The 25461-nt window shown below is 74.6% G+C and carries 21 protein-coding genes; 13 read left to right on the top strand and 8 right to left on the bottom strand.

Going from position 1 to position 25461, the window contains the following annotated elements:
* The first annotated feature begins 9 nt into the window (after positions 1–9).
* Entirely contained in the window at positions 10–465 is a 456-nt protein-coding gene (locus OG989_RS11315) for a gamma-glutamylcyclotransferase (protein ID WP_132233291.1), read from the top strand.
* 91 nt (positions 466–556) lie between these two features.
* Here OG989_RS11315 and OG989_RS11310 read toward each other — a convergent pair whose 3' ends face one another.
* The 4 genes from OG989_RS11310 to OG989_RS11295 all read right to left on the bottom strand — a co-directional run bounded on the left by OG989_RS11310 (position 557) and on the right by OG989_RS11295 (position 4009).
* Positions 557–1519, bottom strand: a complete 963-nt coding sequence (locus tag OG989_RS11310; protein ID WP_151455641.1) for a GNAT family N-acetyltransferase — start codon at positions 1517–1519, stop codon at positions 557–559.
* Between the two features lie 132 nt (positions 1520–1651).
* Positions 1652–2395 (bottom strand): SCO6745 family protein, encoded by a 744-nt coding sequence (locus tag OG989_RS11305; RefSeq protein WP_132233287.1) that lies wholly within the window; start codon positions 2393–2395, stop codon positions 1652–1654.
* A 28-nt stretch (positions 2396–2423) separates the two neighbouring features.
* Positions 2424–3374, bottom strand: a complete 951-nt coding sequence (locus OG989_RS11300; protein WP_151455640.1) for a hypothetical protein — start codon at positions 3372–3374, stop codon at positions 2424–2426.
* Positions 3375–3379: 5 nt separating this feature from the next.
* Positions 3380–4009, bottom strand: a complete 630-nt coding sequence (locus OG989_RS11295; RefSeq protein WP_151455639.1) for an MBL fold metallo-hydrolase — start codon at positions 4007–4009, stop codon at positions 3380–3382.
* 116 nt (positions 4010–4125) lie between these two features.
* On the opposite strand from OG989_RS11295, the gene OG989_RS11290 reads away from it, so the two are divergent.
* Entirely contained in the window at positions 4126–5136 is a 1011-nt protein-coding gene (locus OG989_RS11290; protein WP_151455638.1) for a DUF4349 domain-containing protein, read from the top strand.
* Here the strand turns inward: OG989_RS11290 and OG989_RS11285 are convergent.
* Complete coding sequence (locus tag OG989_RS11285; protein WP_151455637.1) at positions 5093–6352, bottom strand: amidohydrolase; 1260 nt, start codon at positions 6350–6352, stop codon at positions 5093–5095. The genes OG989_RS11290 and OG989_RS11285 overlap by 44 nt on opposite strands.
* Before the next feature lie 707 nt (positions 6353–7059).
* Complete coding sequence (locus OG989_RS11280) at positions 7060–8643, bottom strand: acyl-CoA mutase large subunit family protein (protein ID WP_151455636.1); 1584 nt, start codon at positions 8641–8643, stop codon at positions 7060–7062.
* Between the two features lie 315 nt (positions 8644–8958).
* Here OG989_RS11280 and OG989_RS11275 point away from each other — a divergent pair, with 315 nt between their 5' ends.
* Both OG989_RS11275 and OG989_RS11270 read left to right on the top strand, forming a co-directional pair.
* Complete coding sequence (locus tag OG989_RS11275) at positions 8959–11025, top strand: protein kinase domain-containing protein (protein ID WP_425854242.1); 2067 nt, start codon at positions 8959–8961, stop codon at positions 11023–11025.
* A 47-nt stretch (positions 11026–11072) separates the two neighbouring features.
* Positions 11073–12797, top strand: coding sequence for a phospho-sugar mutase (locus OG989_RS11270; RefSeq protein ID WP_327030464.1), 1725 nt, complete (start codon positions 11073–11075; stop codon positions 12795–12797).
* A gap of 212 nt (positions 12798–13009) precedes the next feature.
* Here the strand turns inward: OG989_RS11270 and OG989_RS11265 are convergent, their stop codons facing one another.
* The gene (locus tag OG989_RS11265; RefSeq protein ID WP_151457505.1) at positions 13010–13687 is read right to left on the bottom strand and encodes a GOLPH3/VPS74 family protein; all 678 of its coding nucleotides are present in this window, start codon (positions 13685–13687) and stop codon (positions 13010–13012) included.
* A gap of 77 nt (positions 13688–13764) precedes the next feature.
* Positions 13765–14397, bottom strand: coding sequence for a uracil phosphoribosyltransferase (gene upp, locus OG989_RS11260; RefSeq protein WP_089002050.1), 633 nt, complete (start codon positions 14395–14397; stop codon positions 13765–13767).
* A gap of 132 nt (positions 14398–14529) precedes the next feature.
* On the opposite strand from upp, the gene deoC reads away from it, so the two are divergent.
* The 9 genes from deoC to cydC all read left to right on the top strand — a co-directional run bounded on the left by deoC (position 14530) and on the right by cydC (position 25417).
* On the top strand, positions 14530–15489 hold the full coding sequence (gene deoC / locus OG989_RS11255) for a deoxyribose-phosphate aldolase (protein WP_327030463.1): 960 nt from the start codon (positions 14530–14532) through the stop codon (positions 15487–15489).
* A gap of 6 nt (positions 15490–15495) precedes the next feature.
* Complete coding sequence (locus tag OG989_RS11250) at positions 15496–16926, top strand: aldehyde dehydrogenase family protein (RefSeq protein ID WP_151457507.1); 1431 nt, start codon at positions 15496–15498, stop codon at positions 16924–16926.
* Entirely contained in the window at positions 16919–17743 is an 825-nt protein-coding gene (locus OG989_RS11245; protein WP_151457508.1) for an aldehyde dehydrogenase family protein, read from the top strand. Before OG989_RS11250 ends, OG989_RS11245 begins: the two co-directional genes overlap by 8 nt.
* Positions 17744–17965: 222 nt before the next feature.
* The gene (locus OG989_RS11240; RefSeq protein ID WP_151457435.1) at positions 17966–18424 is read left to right on the top strand and encodes a BlaI/MecI/CopY family transcriptional regulator; all 459 of its coding nucleotides are present in this window, start codon (positions 17966–17968) and stop codon (positions 18422–18424) included.
* A 10-nt stretch (positions 18425–18434) separates the two neighbouring features.
* Entirely contained in the window at positions 18435–19340 is a 906-nt protein-coding gene (locus OG989_RS11235) for a M56 family metallopeptidase (RefSeq protein ID WP_151457434.1), read from the top strand.
* Positions 19341–19610: 270 nt separating this feature from the next.
* On the top strand, positions 19611–20861 hold the full coding sequence (locus tag OG989_RS11230) for a cytochrome ubiquinol oxidase subunit I (protein ID WP_327030462.1): 1251 nt from the start codon (positions 19611–19613) through the stop codon (positions 20859–20861).
* A 10-nt stretch (positions 20862–20871) separates the two neighbouring features.
* Positions 20872–21879 carry a cytochrome d ubiquinol oxidase subunit II gene (locus OG989_RS11225; RefSeq protein ID WP_327030461.1) on the top strand — a complete coding sequence of 336 codons (1008 nt, stop codon included), beginning with the start codon at positions 20872–20874 and terminating at the stop codon, positions 21877–21879.
* On the top strand, positions 21876–23552 hold the full coding sequence (gene cydD / locus OG989_RS11220) for a thiol reductant ABC exporter subunit CydD (protein WP_151457431.1): 1677 nt from the start codon (positions 21876–21878) through the stop codon (positions 23550–23552). Before OG989_RS11225 ends, cydD begins: the two co-directional genes overlap by 4 nt.
* Entirely contained in the window at positions 23549–25417 is a 1869-nt protein-coding gene (cydC, locus tag OG989_RS11215; protein WP_327030460.1) for a thiol reductant ABC exporter subunit CydC, read from the top strand. Before cydD ends, cydC begins: the two co-directional genes overlap by 4 nt.
* The last annotated feature ends 44 nt before the right edge of the window (positions 25418–25461 follow it).

Below are 25461 nucleotides of genomic sequence, written 5' to 3'. Positions count from 1 at the left end.
GTCATCGCCGTGCGTCATCACGCCGCCTACGGCTCTAACCTCGACCCTGCCCGCATGCGCGCCTACTGTCCGCATTCGCCGATGGTGGGCACCGGCTGGCTGGAAGGCTGGCGGCTCACCTTCGCGGGCGAGGACGTGATCGGCTGGGAGGGCGCGGTCAGCACGGTCGTCGAGTCGCCCGGTGACCGGGTCTTCGTGGCGATCTACGACATCCACCCCTACGACGCCGCCCAGCTCGACGAGCTGGAGGGGGTGACCGCCGGCACGTACCGCAAGCTGCACGTGCGGATCTCCACCCTCGACGGCGACGTGACCGCGTGGATCTACGTCTTCGACGGGTACGAGGGCGGGCTGCCCACGGCGTGGTACCTCTCGGAGATCGCGAACGCCGCCGAGAAGGCGGGCGCGCCGGACGACTACGTCACCGAGCTGCGGTCCCGCCCCACCGGCACCGCGTCGGCCTAGCCCGTACGGTCGGCCCCGCGCGTATCCCACGGCCCCCAGTCTGCTCCGGCACCGGGCGGGGCCCCCATCCGGCCCCGCCCGGCGTCGTCAATCACACACCGGTGGCCGGCACGACCAGCTCGTACATGTCGACCCAGCGCACCTCGCGCAGCCCCACCGACCGGTAGAGCGAGAGCGGGGCGGTCGGGTTGGCCAGGTCGACCCCGAGGCCGACGGTCTCCCGGCCCTTCTCCGCGTACCGGGCGAACGCGTGGTTCAGCAGTGCCGCGCCCACCCCGCGACGCCGGTGACCGGGCAGCACCGCGAGGTTCCTGACCCATCCCTCGTTCCGGTCGAGCGCCTGGTCGGACGACCGGAGTACGCCGGCGGGCTGCCCGTCCACCTCGGCGACGAACCACTCGTCCCAGGCCGTCCCGGGCCTGATGAGGGCCCGCCACCGGTCGTAGCCCGACGGCTCGTAGTCGGGGGTGTCGCGGAAGGCGGTGTCGAAGATCCGGTGGAAGTCGCGCAGCTCCGACTCGTCGCCGGGACGCACCGGCCGGACCGTCACCCCGGGCGGCGGTGGCGGCGGCTCGCCGGGCACCCCCGCCAACGAACGGCGCAGGAGCTGGTACCGCTTGACGAAGTCGAACCCCGCCTCGGTCAGCTCGGCTGCCCACCGGCGCTCGGGCTCGCAGGCGGGGCAGCGCACGGTCAGGTCCGGCAGGCCGCGCTCGGCGGCCCGCGCGGCCACCCGGTCCAGCTGCCGGGCCAGCAGCGGCCCCCGCACCTCCGCGCCCCGGGCCGGGTCGACGAACACGTCGACGAACTCCCGGCCCATCCCGGTCTCGTTCTGCAGGATCGCCCAGGCCACCAGAGCGCCCTCCGGATCGGTCACCACCCAGGAGTCCCGCTCCGGGTCGACGTGCGGCGCGGTGAGCGCGTCGCGCACGTCGTCGGCGTCGAAGTCCGGATAGCCGATGGCGAAGGTGTCGGCGGCGTGCACCACCGCCAGGATCGCCGGTACGTCGTCCAGGGTGGGTCGGCGGGCGTGCCAGCCGGCGGGAAGAGTCACGGGGGCGATCCTGACAGGCGGGCCGGCGGGTCGCCGCCGATTTTCCGGCCCGCCCCGGCGGCCGGGGTCCGGCGCGGGCCGGGGTCCGGCGCGGGCCGGGGTCCGGCGCGGGCCGGGGTCCGGCGCGGCGGCTCAGCCCGGGTCGGTCAGGTGGGCCCGGGTCGCGGTGAGCAGCTCCACCAGTTCGGTGCCGTCGGCCGGGCCGAGCGCCGCGAAGGCCGGTGAGGCCAGCCGGTCGGTCACCGCCTCGGCCCAGAGCCGCCTGCGCACCAACGGCCCGACCGGCGGGTACGGCGGCGGCCAGCCGCAGGCGACCGCGCCCGCCTCCCCGTCCGGGCCGGCGAGCACGGCCTCCAGCGGGGTCATCCCGCTGGCCCGGACCGCGATCAGGTGGGCCCCGGCGAAGTGCTCCCGGAGCAGGCGCAGGCCGACGGCCGCCCGGGCGCCGGCCGTCCGGACCGGCACCGGCATGGCGCGCCAGGCCGCGAAGAGCGGCATGCCGCTGGCGTCCGCGGCGTCGACCGCGCGGCTGAGCAGGGCGGCGAGCCGGCTCACCCCGGCGAGGGCGTCGAGCCGCTCCTCGCCCCACCGGCAGCACTCGACCATGGTGGCGGCGGCCACCTCGACCGGCGGGACGACCCGGCGGGCCGCGTCCCAGCCGTCGGCGACCGCTTCGGGGGCCAGGAAGCCGAGGGCGGCGGCGACCGTCTCGGCGCGCACGTCCCCGAGGGCGCCGGCCCGCCCGGTGACGTAGAACGCCCAGCCGGGGATGCCGAGCAGCCGGGCCCGACGCAGGGTGGTCGGGCAGCGGGTGAAGACGTCGCCGAGGTCCAGCACGATCGGCTTGCTGGCCGCGGCGACCTGTTCCGGCGTCATCCGCCCGCTCCCCGTCCGTCCACAGGGGTCAGTCTGCCGCGCCGCCGCCCGACTCGGCATCCCCCTCTTCGGCGTCGAGTGCCTCCACCGCCGCCTCGACCTCGCCGGCGCGGCGGCGCGCGGCCGTCACCGTGCGTTCCGCCCCGCGCCGGGCCAGCCTCGCCCGGCTCAGGTCCTGCTCGGCGACGGCCCGGCGCCGCTCCAGCTCGGCCAGTTCCGCCTCGATCGCGTCCAGCGCGCCGACGCCGTCGCGCTCGGCCGCCGTCGCGCCGGCCAGCTCCGCCTCGGCGCGTTCCTGGTCGGTACGCGCCCTGGCCAGCTCCTTCTCCAGCGCCCGTCGGCGGCGCGCCCGCTCCGCCCGGGCGGCCCGTTCCGCCTGCTCGGCGCGGAGCGCGGCCCGGTCGACGCCGCCCCGCTGCTTCCCGGTCGGCTCGGGCCGGGGCTCCGGCTCCGGCTCCTCCCCGCCGGTCACCAGCCGCAACTGGGGGCGGGGCACCTCGCCGAAGCCGGCGTACGTGGCGGCCCGCAGCAGCCGGCCGGAGCGGACCTGTTCGGCGACGTCGGTGTCGGCCAGCGCGGCGTTGAGGGTGGCCTCCACCTCGCCCAGCGGCAGCTTCCCGGCCGGCGGGGCCTCCTCCGCCCCGGCCGCCAGCTTGCGTACCTCGGCGACGAGCGCGCCGACCACCGCCCGCCGCTGGGTGGAGAGTTCCCGCAGCCGGGGCCCGCGCAGTTCGCGTTGGGCGGTGCGCAGGGCCTCGGCGAGCTGGGCCAGGTCGGCGACCAGCTCGGGGCGGCGGATGGCGAGCAGGTTGACCAGCCAGGCGGCCACGGTGGGCCGGCGCAGCCGGGCGATCTCCCGGGCGGCCTTCGGGTCGCCGGCGCGGCGGGCCTCGGCGACGGCCTCGTCGCGGATCGCGACGAACCGGTCCGGCGGGGTGGTGTAGAGCCGGTGCACCAGCTCTCGGGGCGGGCCGGGCATCGCCGTCAGGCGTCGATCCGGGTGCCCGGTTCGAGCCGGCGGTACTCCACGTCGGACAGCCGGGTGAAGTTGCCGTTGAGCACGTTGAGCCCGTTGTCGTTGAGCAGCCCGTCGTGCAGCGCGTACGCCCGGCGCGGGGCGACCGCCCGGAGGAAGTCCAGCGACTCGGAGAACTTCGTCCACGGCGCGTGGATCGGCAGAAAGAGCGTGTCGACCTGCGCGTCCTCGGGGACGACCAGGCTGTCCCCGGGGTGGTACACCGTGTCGTTCAGCAGGTACGCCAGGTTGTCGATCACCGGGATGTCGGGGTGGATCACGGCGTGCCGGCCGCCGTGGGCGCGTACCGGCACGCCGGCGGCCGTGAACGCCTGTCCGGGCCGGACCGCGTCGAGCGCCTCGGCGGCGTCGCCCAGGGTGTCGGCCAGTGACGCCGGCCCGTGGATGACGAAGCGCCGTCGGTCGAGCTGCCGGGTGACCGCCTCGACGTCGAGGTGGTCGGGATGCTCGTGGGTGATGAGCACCGCGTCGGCCCCGTCGAGCGCAGCCGGATCGCTGAACACGCCCGGGTCGATGACCAGCACTCCCCCGTCGTGTTCCACCCGCAGGCAGGAGTGGGCGTACTTGGTGAGCTGCATCGTGACTCCAAGATTATCGAATCGTGATGTCCTGAGCGCAGTCTGCCGGAACCGACGTGGGGACGCGTCACGTCTGAGGTATCGCCCCGCACGGGGGCGAGGACGATGGAGGCGGAATGGACGGACGGGATCGGCGACGTCGAGGCGTACGGCTGACGGCCGCCGCGCTGGTGGCGCTGTTCGCGCTCGCGGGTTGCGGCAGCGACGCGCGGGACAACGCCGACAGCGGACCGGCGGCGGCCCCAGCGGAGCGGGACCGGGCCGGTGGCGCGGCGGACCAGGCCGGTGGCGCTGCGGACCCGGCGGGTGGCGCGGCGGAGCGGGGCGGCGGCAAGGCCGAGCAGGGCAGCGGCGCCGGCGCACCGGACCTGCGGGTCGACCAGCGCTCCATCATCTACACGGGCACGATGCGCGTGCAGGTGGACGATGTGGACGAGGCGGCGCGGAGCGCGATCGCCACGGTCACGGCGGCCGGCGGTTTCATCGGCGGCGACCAGCGGCGCAGCGCCGACGCGGACGCGCGGGCCGAGCTGGAGCTGCGGGTGCCGGCGGCGAAGTTCCACGGCGTCGTCGACGAGCTGGCGAAGCTCGGCCGGCAGCAGCGGCGGGAGATCCGCACGGAGGACGTCACCGAGCAGATGGTCGACCTGGACGCGCGGATCACCACGCAGCGCGCCCGGGTGGAGAGCGCCCGCAAGCTGCTGGCCCGGGCCACCTCGATCAGCGATCTGGTGTCGCTGGAGAACGAGCTGTCGCGCCGGGAGGCCGACCTCGCCTCGCTGGAGGCGAAGAAGGAGCGGCTGGCGGACCTGACCAGCCTGTCGACGATCACCGTGTCGCTGGTCGGCCCCGACGCGAGCACCGCCGACGAGGAGACCGAGGTCGGCTTCCTGGTGGGGCTCAAGGGCGGCTGGAAGGTCTTCCTGACCTCGATGACCATCCTGCTGACGGTGCTGGGCGCGGTGCTGCCGTGGCTGCTGGCGATCGGCGTACCGGTGGCGGTGCTGCTGGTGGTGCTGCGCCGGCGGCGGCGTACGGCCCCGCCGGCGATGACGCCGACCGGACCGGCCGCGCCGCTGCCGCCTACCGCGCCGCCGCCAGTGCCCGCAGCGCGGTCTGGACCATGAGTCGTACGCCGACCGGGATGGCCCGTTCGTCCGCGTCGAACGAGGCCCGGTGCAGGTCCACGTTCGGGCCGGAGCGGCCGACGCCCAGCCGGGCGAGCGCGCCAGGGACGTACTCCAGGTACCAGGAGAAGTCCTCGCCGCCCATGCTCTGCGGGGTCTCGGCGACGCCCTCCGGCCCGAGCGCGGCGACGGTGGCGCCGGTCAGGACCTGGATGGCCCGGGAGTCGTTGCACACGGGCGGGCGGCCCCGCAGGTATTCCAGGTCGACGGTGGCACCGGTCGGCGCGACGACGTCGCGGACCACCTGACCCACGATCTTGGGGGCCAGCTCCCAGGTGTCGCGGTCCATCACCCGCAGGGTGCCGGAGGCGCACGCCTCGGAGGGGATGACGTTGTAACGGGTGCCGGCCGAGGCGTGGCCGAAGACCAGCAGCAGCCCGCTGTTGGCCGGCACCCGGCGGCTGACCAGGGCCGGCACCTCGGTGATCAGGCGGCCCAGCGCGTCGACCAGGTCGACGGTCAGGTGCGGGCGGGCGGTGTGCCCGCCCGGGCCGGTGAGCCGGACGGTGACGTTGTCGGCGGCGGCGGTGATCGGGCCGACCCGCAGGCCGATCTGCCCGACCGGCAGGTTGGGGTCGCAGTGCAGCGCGAAGATCTGCACCACGTCGTCCAGGCCGCCGGCCTCGATGACCTCCAGCGAGCCGCAGGGCAGGATCTCCTCGGCGGGCTGGAAGATCAGCCGGACCCGGCCGGGCAGCTCGCCGAGGTCGGCGAGCTGGGCCAGCAGCATGCCGACGCCGAGCATCACGGTGGTGTGCACGTCGTGGCCGCAGGCGTGGCAGACGCCGTCCACCGTGGAGCGGTACGGCACGTCCTTCGAGTCGGTCAGCGGCAGGGCGTCGATGTCGGCGCGCAGCGCGACCACCGGGCCGTCGGGGCGGCCGTCGATGTCGCAGATGACCCCGTTGCCCTTCGGCAGCAGCCGCGGCCTCAGCCCGGCCAGGGTGAGCTCCCGGGCGATCAGGGCGGCCGTCTCGAACTCCTCGCCGGAGAGCTCCGGGTGGGAGTGGAGGTGGCGACGGGTGGCGATCAGCCCGGGCACCCGGAGGGCGAGCAGGTGGTCCAGCTCGAACGGCAGGGGCTGGGAGCCGGCCGGCGCCTCCGGCCAGGACGACGCCAGCTGGTTGCCGGTGGGCAGCGTCAACGCACTCGTCACGTCGAAATCTCGTTCGCTAGAGATGGATGGATCATCAGGAACAGCAGACAGCCTAGACCTCCGACGGTGACGCTGCGCAACGTCGTTCCGGTAGCCGTCGGACCGCACAGCGTCACGTATGCCCTGCTCGGAGCGCTCGTAGATCTGCGGGACAGCAGGTAGATCGCGGTCGAACGCCGTCATCCGCCCCCCACCTCCTACAACGCGTAATCGGCCCGGCCGCCGCGAAATCGATGCCGATCGCAGAGGCCGCTTTTCCGAATTGTCGCATTAGTCGGTCACACCGACGGACACTCCGACAATTACCCGACCATCGCCCGAGCGAGGGCACCCGAGACGGTCACACACCCCGTCGCCGACCAACCGCACACCGTGTGCGTCCACGTCCACCCGGTCGGGTTACCCCCGAACCCGTCCGGCACACGCCGTGGCCGGTCGGCCACGTCGCCCCGCACCGCGCGCGGCCCTCCGGCGGCGTCGCCGGGACTGCTCCACGCGCCCGCGCCGCCGATGGGCGGCCAGCGTCTGCTCCGACTGTAGCGCTCCGCCCCGCACGCCCGCGACCAGCAGGAACGCGCCGTGGGCGGGTCGTTACCCGGACGTGCACCGGCCGGTTACGGCGCACGGGTGAAGCGGTGCCGCACCGGACGCCGACGGCCGCCCGCCCCCGACGCGGCGGGAGGTCGGACGGCCGTCGGCCGACGTGATCAGAACCGGTCGCTCGGGCGGTACAGCCCCCACACCTGGCGCAGGGTGCCGCAGACCTCGCCCACCGTGGCGCGGGCCCGCAGCGCATCCCGCATCGGGTAGAGCACGTTCTCCGTGCCCTCGGCGGCGGCCCGCAGCTCAGCCAGTCCCCGCTCGACCGCCCCGGCGTCGCGCTCGGCGCGCAGCCGCGCCAGCCGCTCGGCCTGCGCCGCCTCGATCGTCGGGTCGACCCGCAGCGGCTCGTACGGCTCCTCCTCGTCGACGGTGAACCGGTTGAGGCCCACCACCACCCGCTCGCCGGAGTCGATCTCCTGCGCGATCCGGTACGCGGACTGCTCGATCTCCCGCTTCTGGAAGCCCGCCTCGATGGCGTCGACCGCCGAGCCGTGGTCGGCCACCCGCTCCATCAGCTCGGTCGCCGCCGCCTCGATCTCGGCGGTCATCGCCTCCACCACGTACGAGCCGGCGAACGGGTCGACGGTGGCGGTCAGGTCCGTCTCGTACGCCAGCACCTGCTGGGTCCGCAGCGCCAGCCGGGCCGCCTTCTCGGTGGGCAGCGCGATCGCCTCGTCGAAGCTGTTGGTGTGCAGCGACTGGGTGCCGCCGAGCACCGCGCCGAGGCCCTGCACCGCCACCCGGACCAGGTTGACCTCCGGCTGCTGGGCGGTGAGCTGCACGCCCGCGGTCTGGGTGTGGAAGCGCAGCATCATCGACTTCGGGTTCTTGGCGCCGAAGTCGTCGCGCATCAGCCGGGCCCAGATCCGGCGGGCGGCCCGGAACTTCGCCACCTCCTCCAGCAGGGTGGTGCGGGCGACGAAGAAGAACGACAGCCGGGGCGCGAAGTCGTCCACGGCCAGGCCGGCCTCCAGCGCGGCCCGGACGTACTCGACGCCGTTGGCCAGGGTGAACGCGATCTCCTGCGCGGGCGACGCGCCGGCCTCGGCCATGTGGTAGCCGGAGATGGAGATGGTGTTCCACTTCGGCACCTCCTTGCGGCAGTAGCCGAAGGTGTCGGCGACCAGCCGCAGCGAGGGCTTCGGCGGGAAGATGTACGTCCCGCGGGCGATGTACTCCTTCAGGATGTCGTTCTGGATCGTGCCGTTGAGGGCCGAGCCGGCGACCCCGTTCTCCTCGGCCACGAGCTGGTAGAGCAGGAGCAGCACCGAGCCGGGCGCGTTGATGGTCATCGAGGTCGAGACCTTGTCGAGCGGGATGCCGTCGAAGAGCAGCCGCATGTCGTCGATCGAGTCGATGGCCACCCCGACCTTGCCCACCTCGCCGTGCGCGATCGGGTCGTCGGAGTCGTAGCCCATCTGCGTCGGCAGGTCGAAGGCCACGGAGAGACCCATCGTGCCGGCCCGCAACAACTGGTGGTAGCGCGCGTTGGACTCGGTGGCGGTGCCGAAGCCGGCGTACTGGCGCATCGTCCAGGGGCGGGAGGTGTACATGGTGGGGTAGACCCCGCGCGCGTACGGAAACTCGCCCGGGCCGCCGAGCCGGGAATCCAGGTCCTCCGGAAGGTCCGCGGCCGTGTAGACGCCCTTGATCGGAAAACCGGACTCGCTTGACCGCGGTTCGCTCATTAGCGGATGGTAGGACGCGCGACGGCGTCGGCGGGTGAGGGATACCGCACACCGGGCGACACGTCGACGGGCATCGACGAGAGGTGAACGCTCGGACACGTACCGTCCAGTTCGACAAACGTCCGCCGCGTCGGGTTTCGCATCGGGCGTCGGAACCAGCAAGATAGGGGGGTTGTGTCCCAGCCCCCCTCGAATTCCCCCGGTGGCTTTTCTGTGACTCAGATCCCGACGTGGAGCGGCGGACCAGTCAGTTCCCCCAACGGACGCGCGACGCCCGGCACGACCATCGGCGAGCGCTACTCGCTGCGCTCGGCGGTGGGCAACGGCGGCATGGGCACGGTCTGGCGTGCCACGGACACACTCCTGCGGCGGGACGTGGCCGTCAAGGAGGTCGTCCTGCCCCCGGGGCTGGCCCCCAGCGACCGCGACGCCATGTACGAGCGCACCCTTCGCGAGGCCCGCGCGGCGGCGGCCATCCAGCACCCGGCCGTCGTCCAGGTCTACGACGTGGTCACCGAGGGCGGCCGGCCGTGGATCGTGATGGAGCTGCTCGACGCCCGCAGCCTCGCCGACATGGTGATCGAGGACGGGCCGGTCGCGCAGCGGGTGGTCGCCAAGATCGGCATCGCCCTGCTCGGCGCGCTGGAGGTGGCGCACGCGATCGGCGTGCTGCACCGCGACGTCAAGCCGGCCAACGTGCTGATCTGCGCCGACGGGCGCTGCGTGCTGACCGACTTCGGCGTGGCCCGGATGCCCACCGACGTGCAGCTCACCACCCCCGGGATGGTGCTCGGCTCGCCGCACTTCATCTCCCCCGAGCGGGCGATGGGCCAGGAGTTCGGCCCGCCGAGCGACCTATTCTCGCTGGGCGTCACGCTCTACACGGCGGTGGAGGGGCGGCCCCCGTTCGACAAGGGCGACCCGATCGAGACCATGCACGCCGTGGTCGAGGACCCGCCCGCCCCGCCGCAGCGCAGCGGGCCGCTGGCCCGGGTGCTGATGGGCCTGTTGGAGAAGGACCCGGCCCGCCGCCTCGACGTGCACACCGCCCGGGCCATGCTGCGCGAGCTGCTCGCCGGCCCGCTGACCAGCAACGCCGCCGCCGTGAACTCGGTGACCGACCCCTACTCGGTGGTCCCGGTGCAGCGGCCCGTGCCGACCCCGCCGGCCGCCGAGCCGGAGCAGCCGAAGCCGAGCGGGCAGATCGGCGGCCGGGCGATGCTCAACCCCGGCGAGTCGCTCACCGACCGGCTGGCGGCGCTGCGCCGGGGCGAGCGCCCCGCGCAGGCCGCCCTCGCCGCGAGCCCCGCCGCGATGGACGACACCAGCGCCGACGCCCTGGCCGGGCCGCTGCACACCCCCACCGGCGCGATGCCCGCGCCGAGCGGGTCCACGCCGGCCGGCCGCACCTACGGCGGCGCCGAGGCGACCCAGCGGATGACGTCCGGCGGGTCGGACGCCACCCAGCAGCTGCGCACCAACGCCGCCGGCCTGGTCGGCTTCAGCGGCCCGACCGAGGCGACCCAGCGGGTGAAGGCGGGCACGCCCACCTTCGGCACCCCGCCGGAGGCCACCCAGCGGGTGGGCGTCGGAGCGCCCGTCTTCGGCGCACCGCCGCCGGAGGCCACCCAGCACCTCGGCGGCACCTACGGCGGCGGCCAGTGGTCGGTGCCGGGCACCGGGCAGCCGTGGGCGACCCCCGCCACCGCGCCCGCCACGAGCGACTCGGGCGGTGGCTTCGGCGGCCGGGTCGGCGCCGTCGGCAACCAGCTCGTCGGCACCGTCAAGGGCTGGCCGCGCAAGGTGCAGCTCGCCGCCGCCGGCGGCCTCGCCGCACTGCTGCTGATCGGGGCGGTCGTCCTCTTCACCGGCGGCGACGACCCGGCGCCGACCGTCCCGCAGGCCGCCCCGACGTCGCAGGCCCCGGCCGCCGGCGTGCCCGAGATGAAGGAGCACACCGGCAAGGGCGTACGGGTCATGGTGCCGCAGGGCTGGGAGATCAAGAGCGCCGGCAACTGGGTGGACTACGTCGACCCGGAGGACGAGGGCCGCAAGGTCCGGATCCTGGTGGAGGACTTCCGCACCAACTCGATGCGCTGGGCCGAGGTCGCCGAGGACGGTCTGAAGAACCGCTCCAAGTCCTGCGCCAAGCCGTACGCCCAGCTCGCCATGAACGAGGTGCAGTGGGTCGGCAAGGCGGCGGCCGAGTTCGAGTACACCTGCGGCGAGGGTGAGGCCAAGCGGCACGGCGTGTGGCGCGGCGTGGTCCACGAGGGCAAGGTCTACTCGTTCTACCTCACCTCGACCGACACGAAGTTCGCCGACAGCCGGCCGATCTTCGACGAGATGGTGAAGTCGTTCCAGCTCACCGAGGCCGGCTGAGCCCGGGGGAAGCGCGGTGGTGATCCGCCGGCGTGCTATCAAGAGACATGCCGGCGGAAACCACTGACATCGACGACATTCGCGAGCAAGCACGGCGCTGGCTCGACGACGATCCCGACCCGGCCAGCCGGGAGGAGTTGCGGGCGGTGCTCGACCGCCTGCCGGCGAGCGCCCCGGAGCTGGCCGACCGCTTCGCCGGCCCGCTGACCTTCGGCACCGCCGGGCTGCGCGGCCCGCTGCGCGCCGGCCCCAACGGGATGAACCTCGCGGTGGTCACGCGGGCCGCCGCCGGGCTGGTCGGCTGGCTCGCCGCCCAGGGCGGCTCCGGCCCGCTGGTGATCGGGTACGACGCCCGGCACGGTTCCCGCGAGTTCGCCGAGCGGACCGCCCAGGTCGCCACCGGCGTCGGACGCCCGGCGCTACTGCTGCCCCGCCCGCTGCCCACCCCCGTGCTCGCGTACGCGGTGCGCCACCTCGGGGCGGTCGCCGGGGTGATGGTGACCGCCAGCCACAACCCACCGCAGGACAACGGCTACAAGGTCTACCTCGGCGCGGAACTGGGCGGGACGCTCGGCGACGGCGCCCAGATCGTGCCCCCGGCCGACGCCGGCATCGAGGCCGCGATCCGGTCGGTCGGGTCGCTGGCCGAGGTGCCCCTCGGGCCGGCCGGTCAGGTGCTCGGCGACGACCTGGTGGCCTCCTACGTGGAGCGGGCCGCCGCCGTCATCGACCCGGACGGGTCGCGCGACCTGGCGGTGGCGTACACGCCGCTGCACGGGGTGGGCGCGGCGGTGCTCACCGCGGCGTTCGCCCGCGCGGGCTTCCCCGTGCCCGGTGTGGTGCCCGAGCAGGCCGAGCCCGATCCGGCGTTCCCGACCGTCTCCTTCCCCAACCCGGAGGAGCCGGGGGCGGTGGACCGGCTGGTCGCGCTGGCCGAGGCGACGGGCGCGGACATCGCCATCGCCAACGACCCCGACGCGGACCGCTGCGCGGTGGCCGTCCGGGACACCGGTCCCGCGGTGAGCACGCAGGCAGCGGTCGCCGGCCCGGATCAGGCGGTGGGGAACCCGCCCGGCTGGCGGATGCTGCGCGGCGACGAGGTGGGTGTGCTGCTGGCCGACCACCTCATGCGGCGCGGCGTGACCGGCCTGTACGCCACCACGATCGTGTCGTCGTCGCTGCTGCGGGCGATGTGTGCCGCCCGGGGCCTGCCGTACGACGAGACGCTGACCGGGTTCAAGTGGATCGTCCGGGCCGGCGGCGGGACCCAGCCGCTGGTCTTCGGCTACGAGGAGGCGCTCGGCTACTGCGTCGCCCCGGAGCACGTACGCGACAAGGACGGCATCACCGCCGCGCTGACCGTGGCGGAGCTGGCCGCCGGGCTCAAGGCGCAGGGGCGCACCCTGACCGACCGGCTGGACGAGCTGGCCGCCGAGTTCGGCGTGCACCACACGGACCAACTCTCCGTACGGGTGGACGACCTACGGCTGATCGCCGACGCGATGGCCCGGATCCGGGCCCCCACCCCGACGACGCTGCTCGGGCAGCCGGTCACCGAGGCGCAGGACCTGCTCCCCGAGGCGGACGTGGTGATCCTGCGTACCGGCACCGCCCGGGTGGTGATCCGCCCCTCGGGCACCGAGCCGAAGCTCAAGGCGTACCTGGAGGTGGTGGAGCCGGTGGCGGACGGCGACGTCGCCGCAGCCCGCGCCCGCGCCACCGCCGCGGTAGCCACCCTCCGCAAGGAAATGGCCACCACCCTGGGCCTCTGACGCTGCCCCCACCCCCACCCACGGGACCGCGCCGCCGCGCAGCCAGGCGCCCCGGGCGAGGCCCGGTGATCAAGAAGTTTGCGTCAGGGAACGCGCCTGTCCAGGACGCAAACTTCTTGATCGACAAGGGCCGGCGACGGGGGCCGCCGGTCGAGGGTGGTGGGTGGTGGGTGGGGCGGGGCGGGGCGGGGCGGGTGGTCCAGGTCGGGTGGTTAGCGGCGGGGGCCCAGGGCGGCGTCCACGGCGCTGCCCAGGGCGGCCACGACGAGGCCGACGGAGGGGCGGACCACGGAGTCGTCCAGGCTGACGGTGCCGGAGAAGCCGGCGCCGCCGGCGATCTCCTCCAGCCGCTGCCGGGCCTCCCGGGCCGCGTCACCGCTCAGGCCGAGCGCCGGCTCCATCCGCAGCACCGCGACCAGGGTGGCCAGGGCCGCCGTCCGCTCGTCGGGCAGCTCGCCGCTGGCCAGCGCCTCGGCGAGCCGGCGTCGGGTGTCCGCCTCGACGGCCGGGTCCACCGTCGGGTAGCGGTGCACGTGGATGAAGCCCAGCTCGGTCTCGTCGACGTCGCGCACCACGCCCTGGGCGCACAGGTCACCCAGGATCTTGTCGCGCAGGCCGTGCCGCAGCCGCTGCACCCAGGACGAGGGGCTGTGGGGCGTGTCGGCGGCCATGCGGGCGAGGACCCCGTCGACGAGCGGCTCGCCGGTGGGCGTCGGGTCGACCACCGTCAGGGACCCCTCGGAGTACACGATCCGCCCGGCCAGGGCCAGTTCGATCAGCACCGCGGCGGCCATCCCCAGGTCGAGGCTGATCCGCGGCATGGTCGCCTTGCCGGTCTCGTCGTCGTACGCGAGGAGAAGCAGCTCTTCGGCGAGCGCAACACCAGTCATGGCCGGAGACGGTAGCGGCTGCGCGCATCCCGCGCACGGACTCGCGCACGGATTCACGCGCAGCCGCGCGACGGACCTCAGAAGCGGGGCATGCCACCGAACTGGCGGTCGCCCGCGTCGCCGAGCCCCGGCACGATGAACATGCGGTCGTTGAGCCCCTCGTCGATCGAGGCGGTGACCAGGCGCAGCGGCAGGCCGGAGCGCTCCAGCCGCTCGATGCCGACGGGCGCGGCGAGCACGCAGAGCACGGTGATGTCGGTGCAGCCCCGGTCGGCCAGCAGCCGGCAGCAGTGCTCCAGCGAGCCGCCGGTGGCGAGCATCGGGTCGAGCACCAGCACCGGCAGGCCGCTCAGGTCGCGCGGCAGCGACTCCATGTAGGCGCGCGGCTCGTACGTCTCCTCGTCCCGGGCCAGGCCGACGAAGCCCATCGAGGACTCCGGCAGCAGGCCGAGCGCGGCGTCGGCCATGCCCAGGCCGGCCCGCAGCACCGGTACGAGCAGCGGCGGGTTTGCCAGCCGGGTGCCCTCGGTGCCGGTGACGGGGGTCTGCACCGGGTACTTCTCGACGGGGAAGGAGCGCGCGGCCTCGTACACCAGCATGGTGGTGAGTTCGTGCAGCGCCGCCCGGAACGAGGAGGAGTCGGTGCGCGCGTCCCGCATGGCGGTCAGCCGCGACTGGGCGAGCGGATGGTCAATGACGTGTACGTCCACGATCGCTCAACCTACCGGTCCACCCGTCCCGGCACTGCGGGTGCGGCCGGACCGGCGACCTCGCTCACCACCGCGCCGGCGACAGCACGGTGACCAAGATCACTGTCCGGTCGGGTGCGTAGACTTCGGGGCATGACGGCGACAGCGACGTCGGCCCGGTCGGAGCTCTCCGAGTTGGGACGATCCGAGACCGCTCTGCGGACCTTCCTGCACGGCCTGCCCGGCGTGGACCAGGTCGGCGCGGAGCAGCGGGCGGCACAACTCGGCACCCGCTCCATCAAGACCACCGCCAAGGCCCAGGCCATCGACCTGGCGATCCGGATGGTCGACCTGACCACCCTCGAAGGGGCGGACACCCCGGGCAAGGTGCGGGCCCTCGCGGCCAAGGCGCTGCGCCCCGACCCGGCCGACCCGTCCTGCCCGCACGTGGGCGCGGTCTGCGTCTACCCGGCGATGGTCCCGCACGTGGCCGAGGTGCTGCGCGGCTCCGGCGTGCACCTGGCCAGCGTGGCGACCGCCTTCCCGTCGGGCCAGGCCCCGCTGGAGGTCAAGCTCGCCGACACCCGGGCCGCCGTGACGGCCGGCGCCGACGAGATCGACATGGTGATCAACCGGGGCGCCTTCCTCGCCGGCCGCTACCAGGAGGTCTACGACGAGATCGTGGCCACCAAGGAGGCCTGCGGCGACGCGCACCTCAAGGTCATCCTGGAGACCGGCGAGCTGGCCACGTACGACAACGTGCGGCGCGCCTCCTGGCTGGCGATGCTGGCCGGCGGCGACTTCATCAAGACCTCCACCGGCAAGGTCCCGGTGGCGGCCACCCCGCCGGTGACCCTGGTGATGCTGGAGGCCGTCCGCGACTTCCGGGCCGCCACCGGCCGGCAGGTCGGCGTGAAGCCGGCCGGCGGCATCAAGACCACCAAGGACGCCATCAAGTACCTGGTGATGGTCAACGAGACCGTCGGCGCGGACTGGCTGGACCCGGACTGGTTCCGGTTCGGCGCCTCCAGCCTGCTCAACGACCTGCTCATGCAGCGCACCAAGCTGACGACCGGCACCTACTCCGGTCCCGACTACTTCACCCTGGACTGAGAGCCGATGTTCGAATACGCACCCGCCCCCGAGTCCCGCTCGGTGGTGGACCTGAAAGCCTCCTACGGGCTCTTCGTCGACGGGGAGTTCGTGGACCCCACCGACGGCGGCACGTTCAAGACGGTCAACCCGGCCTCCGAGGAGGTGCTCGCCGAGGTCGCCGAGGCCGGCGCGCAGGACGTGGACCGCGCCGTCCGCGCCGCCCGCCAGGCGTACGAGAAGGTCTGGGGCCCGATGCCGGGCCGGGACCGGGCGAAGTACCTCTTCCGGATCGCCCGGATCCTCCAGGAGCGCTCCCGCGAGCTGGCCGTGCTGGAGTCCCTGGACAACGGCAAGCCGATCAAGGAGTCGCGCGACGTCGACCTGCCCCTGGTCGCGGCGCACTTCTTCTACTACGCCGGCTGGGCCGACAAGCTGGAGCACGCCGGCTTCGGCGCGAACCCGCGCCCCCTCGGCGTGGCCGCGCAGGTCATCCCGTGGAACTTCCCGCTGCTGATGCTGGCGTGGAAGATCGCCCCGGCGCTGGCCGCCGGCAACACGGTGGTGCTGAAGCCGGCCGAGACGACGCCGCTGACGGCACTGCTCTTCGCCGAGATCTGCCAGCAGGCCGATCTGCCCGCCGGCGTGGTCAACATCGTCACGGGCGCCGGCGAGACCGGCCGGGCGCTGGTCGAGCACCAGGGCGTGGACAAGGTCGCCTTCACCGGTTCGACCGAGGTCGGCCGGGCCATCGCCCGCTCGGTCGCCGGCACCCGCAAGAAGCTCACCCTGGAGCTGGGCGGCAAGGCCGCCAACATCGTCTTCGACGACGCCCCCGTCGACCAGGCCGTCGAGGGGATCGTCAACGGGATCTTCTTCAACCAGGGGCACGTCTGCTGCGCCGGCTCGCGGCTGCTGATCCAGGAGAACGTCGCCGACCGGGTGCTGGAGTCGCTGAAGCGGCGGATGGCCCAGCTGCGCGTCGGCGACCCGCTGGACAAGAACACCGACATCGGCGCGATCAACTCGGCCGCGCAGCTGGCGCGGATCCGGGAGCTCTCCGACGCCGGGTCCGCCGAGGGCGCGGAGCGCTGGTCGCCGCCGTGCGAGCTGCCGGACCGCGGCTTCTGGTTCGCGCCGACGATCTTCACCGGGGTCACCCAGGCGCACCGGATCGCCCGCGAGGAGATCTTCGGCCCGGTGCTCTCCGTGCTGACGTTCCGCACCCCGGCCGAGGCCGTCGAGAAGGCCAACAACACGCCGTACGGGCTGTCGGCCGGGATCTGGACCGACAAGGGTTCCCGGATCCTGTGGATGGCGGACCGGCTGCGCGCCGGCGTCGTCTGGGCCAACACGTTCAACAAGTTCGACCCCACCTCGCCCTTCGGCGGCTACAAGGAGTCGGGCTACGGTCGCGAGGGCGGCCGGCACGGGCTGGAGGGCTACCTCAATGTCTGAGCGGGTCGCGGTACGCAAGACGTACAAGCTCTTCATCGGCGGGAAGTTCCCGCGCAGCGAGTCGGGACGGTCGTATCTCGTGCAGGACGCCAACGTTTCCCTCGCCTCCCGCAAGGACGCGCGGGACGCCGTGGTCGCCGCCCGCGCCGCCGTGAAGGGCTGGGCCGGGGCGACGGCGTACAACCGGGGTCAGATCCTCTACCGGGTCGCCGAGATGCTGGAGGGCCGGCGCGAGCAGTTCGTCGCCCTCGGCGTGCCCGGCGACGAGGTCGACGCGGCCGTGGACCGCTGGGTCTGGTACGCCGGCTGGTCCGACAAGCTCCCCCAGGTCTACGGCGGCGCCAACCCGGTCGCCGGGCCGTACTTCAACCTGTCGGCGCCCGAGCCGACCGGCGTCGTGGCCGTGGTGGCCCCGGAGTCCCCGGCGCTGCTCGGCCTGGTCAGCGTGATCGCCCCGGCGATCGTCACCGGCAACACGGTGGTGGTGGCGACCTCGCCGACGCAGCCCCTGGCGGCCGTGACCCTGGCGGAGGTGCTCGCCACCTCCGACCTGCCCGGCGGGGTGGTGAACCTGCTCACCGGCCGGATCGCCGAGACCGTGCCGGCGCTGGCCGCCCACATGGACGTCAACGCCATCGACCTGACCGGGGTGGCCGACGCCGAGCTGGCGACGGAACTGGAGGTCAAGGCGGCGCAGAACCTCAAACGGGTGCTCCGGCCGGCCCCGGCCGACCACGACTGGTCCGCCGACCCCGGCATCACCCGGATGACCACGCTGCTGGAGACGAAGACGGTCTGGCACCCCAAGGGGGTGTGACTGTTCTGTCCTGGGTTTTCCGGGGAGCCCCGCCCGCTCCGGGCGGTCAGGCTTGATCCCTGCGCGGGCGGGGCTCCCCGGAAAACCGTTCGTGGACAGGTTCGTGGGAGAGCTCGGCTCAGGTGTGCTGCCTCGGGAGGAGTCGGCTCTGGGGTGCTGCCTTGGTGGGGTGGTCGGGTGTGCGGGGCGGGGCGGGTCTACTACGGGGGGTAGGATTGCGGCGTGACTCGGCTTGGTGATCTCGAACGTGCGGTGATGGACGTCTTGTGGGACTCGGTCCCGGGCACGTCGGACGGGATCACCGTGCGCGAGGTCGCCGACGCGCTGGACGGCCGCGAGCTGGCGTACACGACGGTGATGACCGTGCTCGACCGGCTCGCCGGCAAGGACATGGTGCAGCGCGAGCGGGAGGGGCGGGCCTGGCGATACCGGGCCGCCGCCAGCCGCGAGGCGTACATCGCCCAGCTCATGCTCGACGCCCTCGACCTCGGCGGCAGCCGGGACGCCGCGCTGGTGCGCTTCGCCCGCTCGGTGACCGGCACCGAGGCCGAGGTGCTGCGCGCCGCCCTCGGGGCCGAGGCCGAAGGGGCCGGGCACGGTGGGGACGCGCTGACCGACCGGGTCGAGGCGCCGTCGGTCGACGGCCAACCGCCCCGGGCCGACAGGGCAGCGGACAGGTAGGGCGGCGGTCGTGGCGTACGCCCTGCACTTCGCCGCGTCGATGCTGGCCTGCTGGCTGACCGCGCAGGTGCTGTCCCGCTCCACCTGGACGTGGCGCAGTCCCCGGGTCGCGATCGTCTGCTGGCAGGCGGTCGGGCTGGCCCTCGGGCTCTCCGCCATGGGTGTGCCGATGGCGCTGGGCCTGTCCGCCTACGACCGCCCGACCGGCAGCGCGCTGGTCGCCCTCGCCACCGACCTCGCCCACGGCACCCTGCCCGTCGGGCTGGGCGCGCCGCACCTGGCCGCCGTCGGGGTGGGCTTCGGCATCGGCGCGGTGCTGCTGACGACGACCGTCCGCAGCATCCACGGCACCGTACGCGCCCAGCGCCGGCACCGGGACCTGCTCGCCCTGGTCGCCCGCCGGGACCCGACGGTGCCCGGGGCGCTGGTGCTGGACCATCCGAGCGCGGCGGCGTACTGCCTGCCCGGGATGAAGCCCCGGGTGGTGGTCAGCGCGGGCACGCTCGACCTGCTGGACAGCGCCGAGTTGGCGGCCGTGCTCGCCCACGAGCGGGCGCACGCCCAGGAACGGCACGACCTGGTGCTGCTGCCGTTCACCGCGCTCAGCCGGGCGCTGCCCTGGTTCGCCTGGGTCCGCGAGGCGCACGACCGGGTCGCCCTGCTGGTCGAGATGCGGGCCGACGACAAGGCCCGGGAGGCGCACGCCGACGCCCCGCTGGCCGGTGCGCTGCGCCGGTTCGCCGCGGCCGGCAACCGGGTGACTCCGGCCGGCACGCTCGGCCTGGGCGACCGGGACCTCGACGTCCGGGTGCAGCGGCTCCTGGTCGCCGACCGGCCGCCCCGGCTGCTCGGGGCCGCCGCGCTGACCGTGGCGACCAACGTGGCCGCCCTGCCGGTCTCCCTCTTCCTGAGCTGACCGGGCGCCGGCCCGCCCCCGTGCCGCCCGCCGGCACTCGGGGACCGCCGGCGTGCTCCCGCGCCCGGTGGAGTTACCGCCGCGTGGATCGCCGCCGGACATGCTGGGACCGGACCGCCCGCGTACGCGAACCGCCCGGCGCCCCCACCCTCCCCCACGGCTACTACAAAACGTCGTAGCATCGTCTACGACGGGCCATAGTAGTTATGCGTAGGGAATCTACGTGTAGGCTCGCTACGACAAGTGAGCCAACCGTACGGAGAGCCGGCCATGGACACCCTGCTCCTCGCCCGCCTGCAGTTCGCGACCACCACCTCGATCCACTTCCTCTTCGTGGCGGTGACCCTCGGCCTCGTGACCCTGCTGGTCGGTCTCCAGACCGCCTGGGTGATCACCAACAAGCCGGTCTACGAACGGCTGACCCGCTTCTGGGGCCAGCTCTACGTGATCAACTACGTGCTCGGCATCGCCACCGGCATCGTGATGGAGTTCCAGTTCGGGCTGAACTGGAGCGGACTGTCGCGCTACGTCGGCAACGTCTTCGGCGCGCCGCTGGCCATCGAGACGCTTGTCGCGTTCTTCCTGGAGTCGACGTTCCTCGGCATGTGGATCTTCGGCTGGCACCGGCTGCGTCGGGGCGTCCACCTCGCCCTGCTCTGGGGCGTCGCGATCACCGCGTACGCCTCGGCGTTCTGGATCATGGTGGCGAACTCCTGGTTGCAGAACCCGGTCGGCTACGAGGTACGCGACGGGGTCGCGCACCTCACCGACTTCTCCGCGCTGCTGGACAACCCCACCTTCCGCGTGGCCTTCGGGCACGTCGTCACGGCGGCGCTGCTCGTCGGCGGAATGCTGATGGCGGCGGTCAGCGCGTGGCACCTGGTCCGGCGCACCGACGACTTCGCCCTGCACCGCAAGGGGCTACGCATCGGCCTGATCACCTCGGCGGTGGCGATCTTCTTCGTGCAGGGCTTCGGCTTCGCCCAGTTCTTCGCGATCAGCGACGTGCAGCCCACCAAGTTCGGCGACGACGCCGCCGCCGCGCCGCTGATCGCCGACTGGACCGCCCGGTTCGGCCCCGGCGACTACACCCCGCCGGCCCTCGCCGACGTCGGCCTCGGTTTCATGATCCTGATCGGTTTCACCCTCGGCCTGCTCTGGCTGATGCTCCCGCTGCTCTGGCGGGACTGGGTGATCCGGCTGCGCGTCCCGCTGTGGATCCTCCAGTTCGCCCTGCCGCTGCCGTTCGTCGCGATGATCCTCGGCTGGATCGCCCGCGAGGTCGGCCGCCAGCCCTGGGCCGCGTACGGGCTCCTGCCCGTGGACCAGGCGGTGTCGCCGGTCAGCCCCTGGCTGATGCTCACCTCGCTGATCGGCTTCAGCCTGCTGCTCGGCGCGCTCGCCGTCACGAACTGGGTGCTGCTGGCCCGGCACGCCGCCCGGGGCGCGCACGACCCGGCCCTGGGCCGGCAACCGGACCAGCCGCCGGCCGACCCCCACCCCGAGCCCGCCTTCGCCTGAGGAGACGACCGTGGAACTCGCCTGGTACGCCCTGCTCGGGCTCTTCTTCGCCGTCTACCTGGTGCTCGGCGGCTACGACTACGGCGTCGGCCTGCTGCTCGCCCGGGGCACCGACCCTGCCCGCCGCCGCGCCGCGCTCAACGCGGTCGGCCCGTTCTTCCTCGGCAACGAGGTCTGGCTGGTGGCCGCCGTCGGCATCCTGTTCGGCGCCTTCCCCGTGTTGGAGGGGGAACTGCTCTCCGGCTTCTACCCGGCGGTGCTCGCCGCGTTGACCGGGGTCATCCTGGTGACCGCCGGCGTGCAGCTGCGCAGCCGCCCCGACGGGCAGCGGGCCCGCGCCTGGTGGGACCGGATCGTGGTCGTCGGCAGCGTGCTCGCCGCGCTCGGCTGGGGTGCCGTGCTGGCCGGGCTGCTCCAGGGCGTACCGCTGCACGCCGACGGCCACGTCGCCGGGGTGACCCACCTCTTCACCCCGTTCGTGGCCGCCGCCGGGCTCGCCGTCGTCGCGCTGGTCGCGCTGCACGGTGCGACCTTCCTCACGCTCCGGCTGCCCGCCGCCGACGCCGCGCCGGTCGGGCGACTGGCCGGCCGGCTCGTCCCGGTCGCGCTCACCACAGTCGGCGCGGCCACCGTCCTCGGCCTGCTCTCCGCCGACGTACGCGCCGCCGCACGGCAGCCGGTGGTGGGCGTACTGCTGCTGTCGTTGCTGGTCGCGGCGCTGCTGACGGCCCGGGCGGCGCTCGCGCGGCGGCGGCCGGGGCTGGCCTTCGCCGCCACATGCGCGTCCCTGGCGCTGCCGGTGGCGCTGGCCGGTGCGACCATCTGGCCCTACGCGCTCGTCTCCACGGTCGACCCGGGCGCGTCGCTGACCGTGGCCGACGCGGCGGCGAGCACCCCCACGCTGCGGCTGCTGAGCTGGCTGACGCTGCCGCTCCTGCCGGCCCTACTAGGCTTTCAGGCGATGTGCTGGTGGGTGTTCCGGGGACGGACCGACGGCAGGGCACCGGTGTACTGGTGAACCGCCGTCCCTTCGACCCGCGTCTGCTGCGCCGGGTCCCGGGGGCCCGGCGCGACCTCGCCGTGCTCGCGCTGCTCGGCGTGCTGGCCGCGGGGCTGGTCGTCGCGCAGGCCACGGCGCTGGCCGCGCTGCTGGCGACCGCGTTCGAAGGGCGGCTCGACCGGCCCGCGCTGGCCGGCTTCGCCACCGCGGTGGCCGCCCGCTCACTGCTGCTCTGGGCGCAGGGCACGGTGTCGGCGCGGGTCGCGGCGACGGTCAAGGCGACGCTGCGGGCCGACCTGCTCGGGGCGGTCGGGCGGCACGGCCCCGGCTGGGTCGCGGGACAGCGCGCCGGGCAGCTCGCCACGCTGACCGGGCGCGGGCTGGACGCGCTCGACGCGTACTTCACCGGCTACCTGCCGCAGCTGGTGCTCAGCGTCACCGTGCCGGTCGCCGTACTGGCCCGGATCTTCCTCGCCGACTGGAGCTCGGCGCTGATCATCGCGGTCACCCTGCCACTGATCCCGATCTTCGGCGCGCTGCTCGGCTGGCAGGCGCAGGCCGCCACCGAGCGGCAGTGGCGGCGGCTCTCCCTGCTCGGCGGGCACTTCCTCGACATGGTCGCCGGCCTGCCCACCCTGCGCGCGTTCGGCCGGGCCCGGGCGCAGACCGACGTGGTCCGCCGGATGGCCGACGGCCACCGGGTCGCGACCATGAAGACGCTGCGGATCGCGTTCCTGTCCGCCCTGGTGCTGGAGCTGGTGGCCACCCTCTCGGTGGCGCTGGTCGCCGTGCCGGTCGGCGTGCGGCTGCTCGGCGGCGGGCTGACCCTCCAGACCGCGCTGCTGGTGCTGCTGCTCACCCCGGAGGCGTACCTCCCGCTGCGGGCCGCCGGCGCCCGGTTCCACGCCAGCATGGAGGGGCTCACCGCGCTGGACGAGGCGCTGACCCTGTCGGCCGCCGCCCCCGCGCCGGCGCGCGGCGCGGGCGCGGCCGTCCCCGACGGCCGCGGCGAGATCCGGTTCGAGGCGGTGACCGTGGCGTACGAGCGGACCACCGCCCTGCGCGACGTCACGCTGACCATCCGGCCGGGCGAGCGCGTCGCCGTGATCGGCCCCAGCGGCGCCGGCAAGAGCACGCTGCTCGGCCTGCTGCTCGGCTTCGTCACCCCGACCGCCGGCCAGGTCACCGTGGGCGGGGTCGACCTAGCCGACGCCGATGCCGACGGCTGGCGCCGCCAGGTGGCCTGGGTGCCCCAGCGGGCCCACCTCTTCGCCGCCCCGCTGGCCGACAACATCCGGCTCGGCGCGCCGGACACCCCCGACGCGGCGCTCGCCACGGCGGTCCACGACGCCGCCCTGGACGACGTGGTCGCCGGGCTGCCCGACGGGCTCGCCACCGTCCTCGGCGAACGCGGGCACGGCCTGTCCAGCGGGCAGCGGCAACGGGTCGCGCTGGCCCGCGCGTTCCTGCGGGACGCGCCCGTGGTGCTGCTCGACGAGCCGACCGCCCGGCTGGACACCGCCGCCGAGGCCGTCGTCCTCGACGCCACCCGCCGGCTGGTGGCCGGGCGGACGGCGCTGCTGGTGGCGCACCGGCCGGCGCTGCTCGCCGACGCGGACCGGATCCTGCGCATCGAGGACGGCCGGGTCACCGAGCTGACGCCCACGGCGGCCGGGGAGGCCACCCGATGACCGACGACCGTCCTCCCGCCGACGCCCGACCCACCCACGCGCCCGGTGCCGCCGCCGACGCCCGACCCGGCACGCAGAGCACCCACGCCCCCGGGGACGCTGCCGACGCCCGGACCGGGCCGGGGCGGGCCGGCTCCGCCGAGCGGGCCGTGCTGCGGCTGGCCAGGCCGTACCTGAACCGGCTGCTCGGCGCGGGACTGCTCGCCGCCGCCACCGAGTTCGCCGGCCTCGCCCTGATGGCCACCGCGACCTGGCTGCTGATGAGCGCCGCCGGCCAGCCCCCGCTGGACCGCCTCACCGTGGCGATCGTGGCGGTCCGGGCGCTGGCGATCAGCCGGGGCGTGCTCCGCTACACCGAACGGCTCGCCGGGCACGACGCCGTGCTGCGGCTGATCACCGACGTCCGGGCCCGGGTCTTCGGCACCCTCGCCGCCCGCCCGACGGCCCGGCAGCGCTCCGGCGACGCGCTGAGCCGGCTCGTCTCCGACGTGGAGGCCGTCCAGGACCTGCTGCTGCGGGTGCTGGTGCCGGCCTCGGCGGCGGCGCTGGTCAGCGTGCTCGCGGTCGGCGGGGCGGCGCTGATGTCGCCGGCCGCCGCCGGGGTGCTCGCGGTCGGGCTGCTGGTCGCCGGGGTGGCGCTGCCCGCCCTGGCCACCGCGCTGACCCGGCGCGCCGCCGCCGAGCTGGCGCCGCTGCGCGGCGCCCTCGCCACCGACGCGGTCGACCTCACCCACGGCGCCGCCGACCTGGCCGCGTTCGGCGCCACCGGGCACGCGCTGGAGGCGGCCGGGGCACGGACCCACCGGCTGGCCCGGTTGGAGCGGCGGCTCGCCGCCACGGGCTTCGCCGTCGACGCGACGGGGGTGCTCGTGGCCGGGCTGACCGCCGGCGCGGTGGTGCTCGCCGCACTCGCCGACGACGTGGACGGGGTGCTGGTCGGCGTCCTGGCGGTCGGCACGCTCGCCGCCGTCGAGATCGCGCTGGCGCTGGTCGGGGCCGCCCGGCAGTGGACCCAGCTGCGGACCGGCCTGACCCGGGTCGCCGCCCTGCTGGACGCCCCGGCCGGTCCGGCCACCTCCGACGGCGCGGAGGTCGGCCCCGGGCCGTACGACGTCCGGTTCGAGGAGGTCACCGTCCGGTACCGGGAGGGCGCCCCGCCCGCCCTGGACGGGTTCAGCCTGGACCTGCCGCCCGGTCGCCGGGTCGCGGTGGTCGGGCCCAGCGGCGCCGGCAAGAGCACCCTGGCCGCCGTCCTCACCGGCGCGGTGCGCCCCGCACACGGCCGGGTCACCCTCGACGGGCGCGGGCTGTCGGCGTACCGGGCCGAGGAACTGCCCCGCGCGGTCGGCGGACTGCTCGCCGAGGCGTACGTCTTCCACGCCTCCGTGCGGGAGAACCTGCTGCTCGGGCGGCCCGCGGCCGGCGAGGAGGAGCTGGCGGCGGCGACCGCGGCGGCCGGGCTGCTGGACTGGGTGCACGAGCAGCCCGACGGCTGGGACACCGTGGTCGGCGAGGAGGGCGGCCAGCTCTCCGGCGGCCAGCGGCAGCGGCTCGCGCTGGCCCGGGCGCTGCTCGCGGCGCCGGGTGTGCTGGTGCTCGACGAGCCGACCGAGGGGCTCGATCCCGCCGCCGCCGACGCGGTGCTCGCCTCCGCGCTGGCGGCCACCCCGGCCGGGCACTCCGTGCTGTTGATCAGCCACCGGCTCAGCGGGCTCGCCGAGCTGGACGAGATCGTGGTGCTGGACGCCGGGCGGGTGGCCCAGCGCGGCCGGCACGCCGAACTGGTCGCCGCCCCCGGCTGGTACCGGGACCAGTGGCTGATCCAGGAGGCGGCCGAACGCGGGTACCTGGCGCTGCGCCCCTGATCTCCGCCCGGCCCGACCGCCCGTCGGCTCCGGGTCGGGCCAGG

Source organism: Micromonospora sp. NBC_01740 (genome assembly GCF_035920365.1).
Lineage (GTDB): Bacteria > Actinomycetota > Actinomycetes > Mycobacteriales > Micromonosporaceae > Micromonospora > Micromonospora reichwaldensis.
Note: the sequence above shows the minus strand (reverse complement) of the source record. Positions and strands in the feature narration are given on the sequence as shown.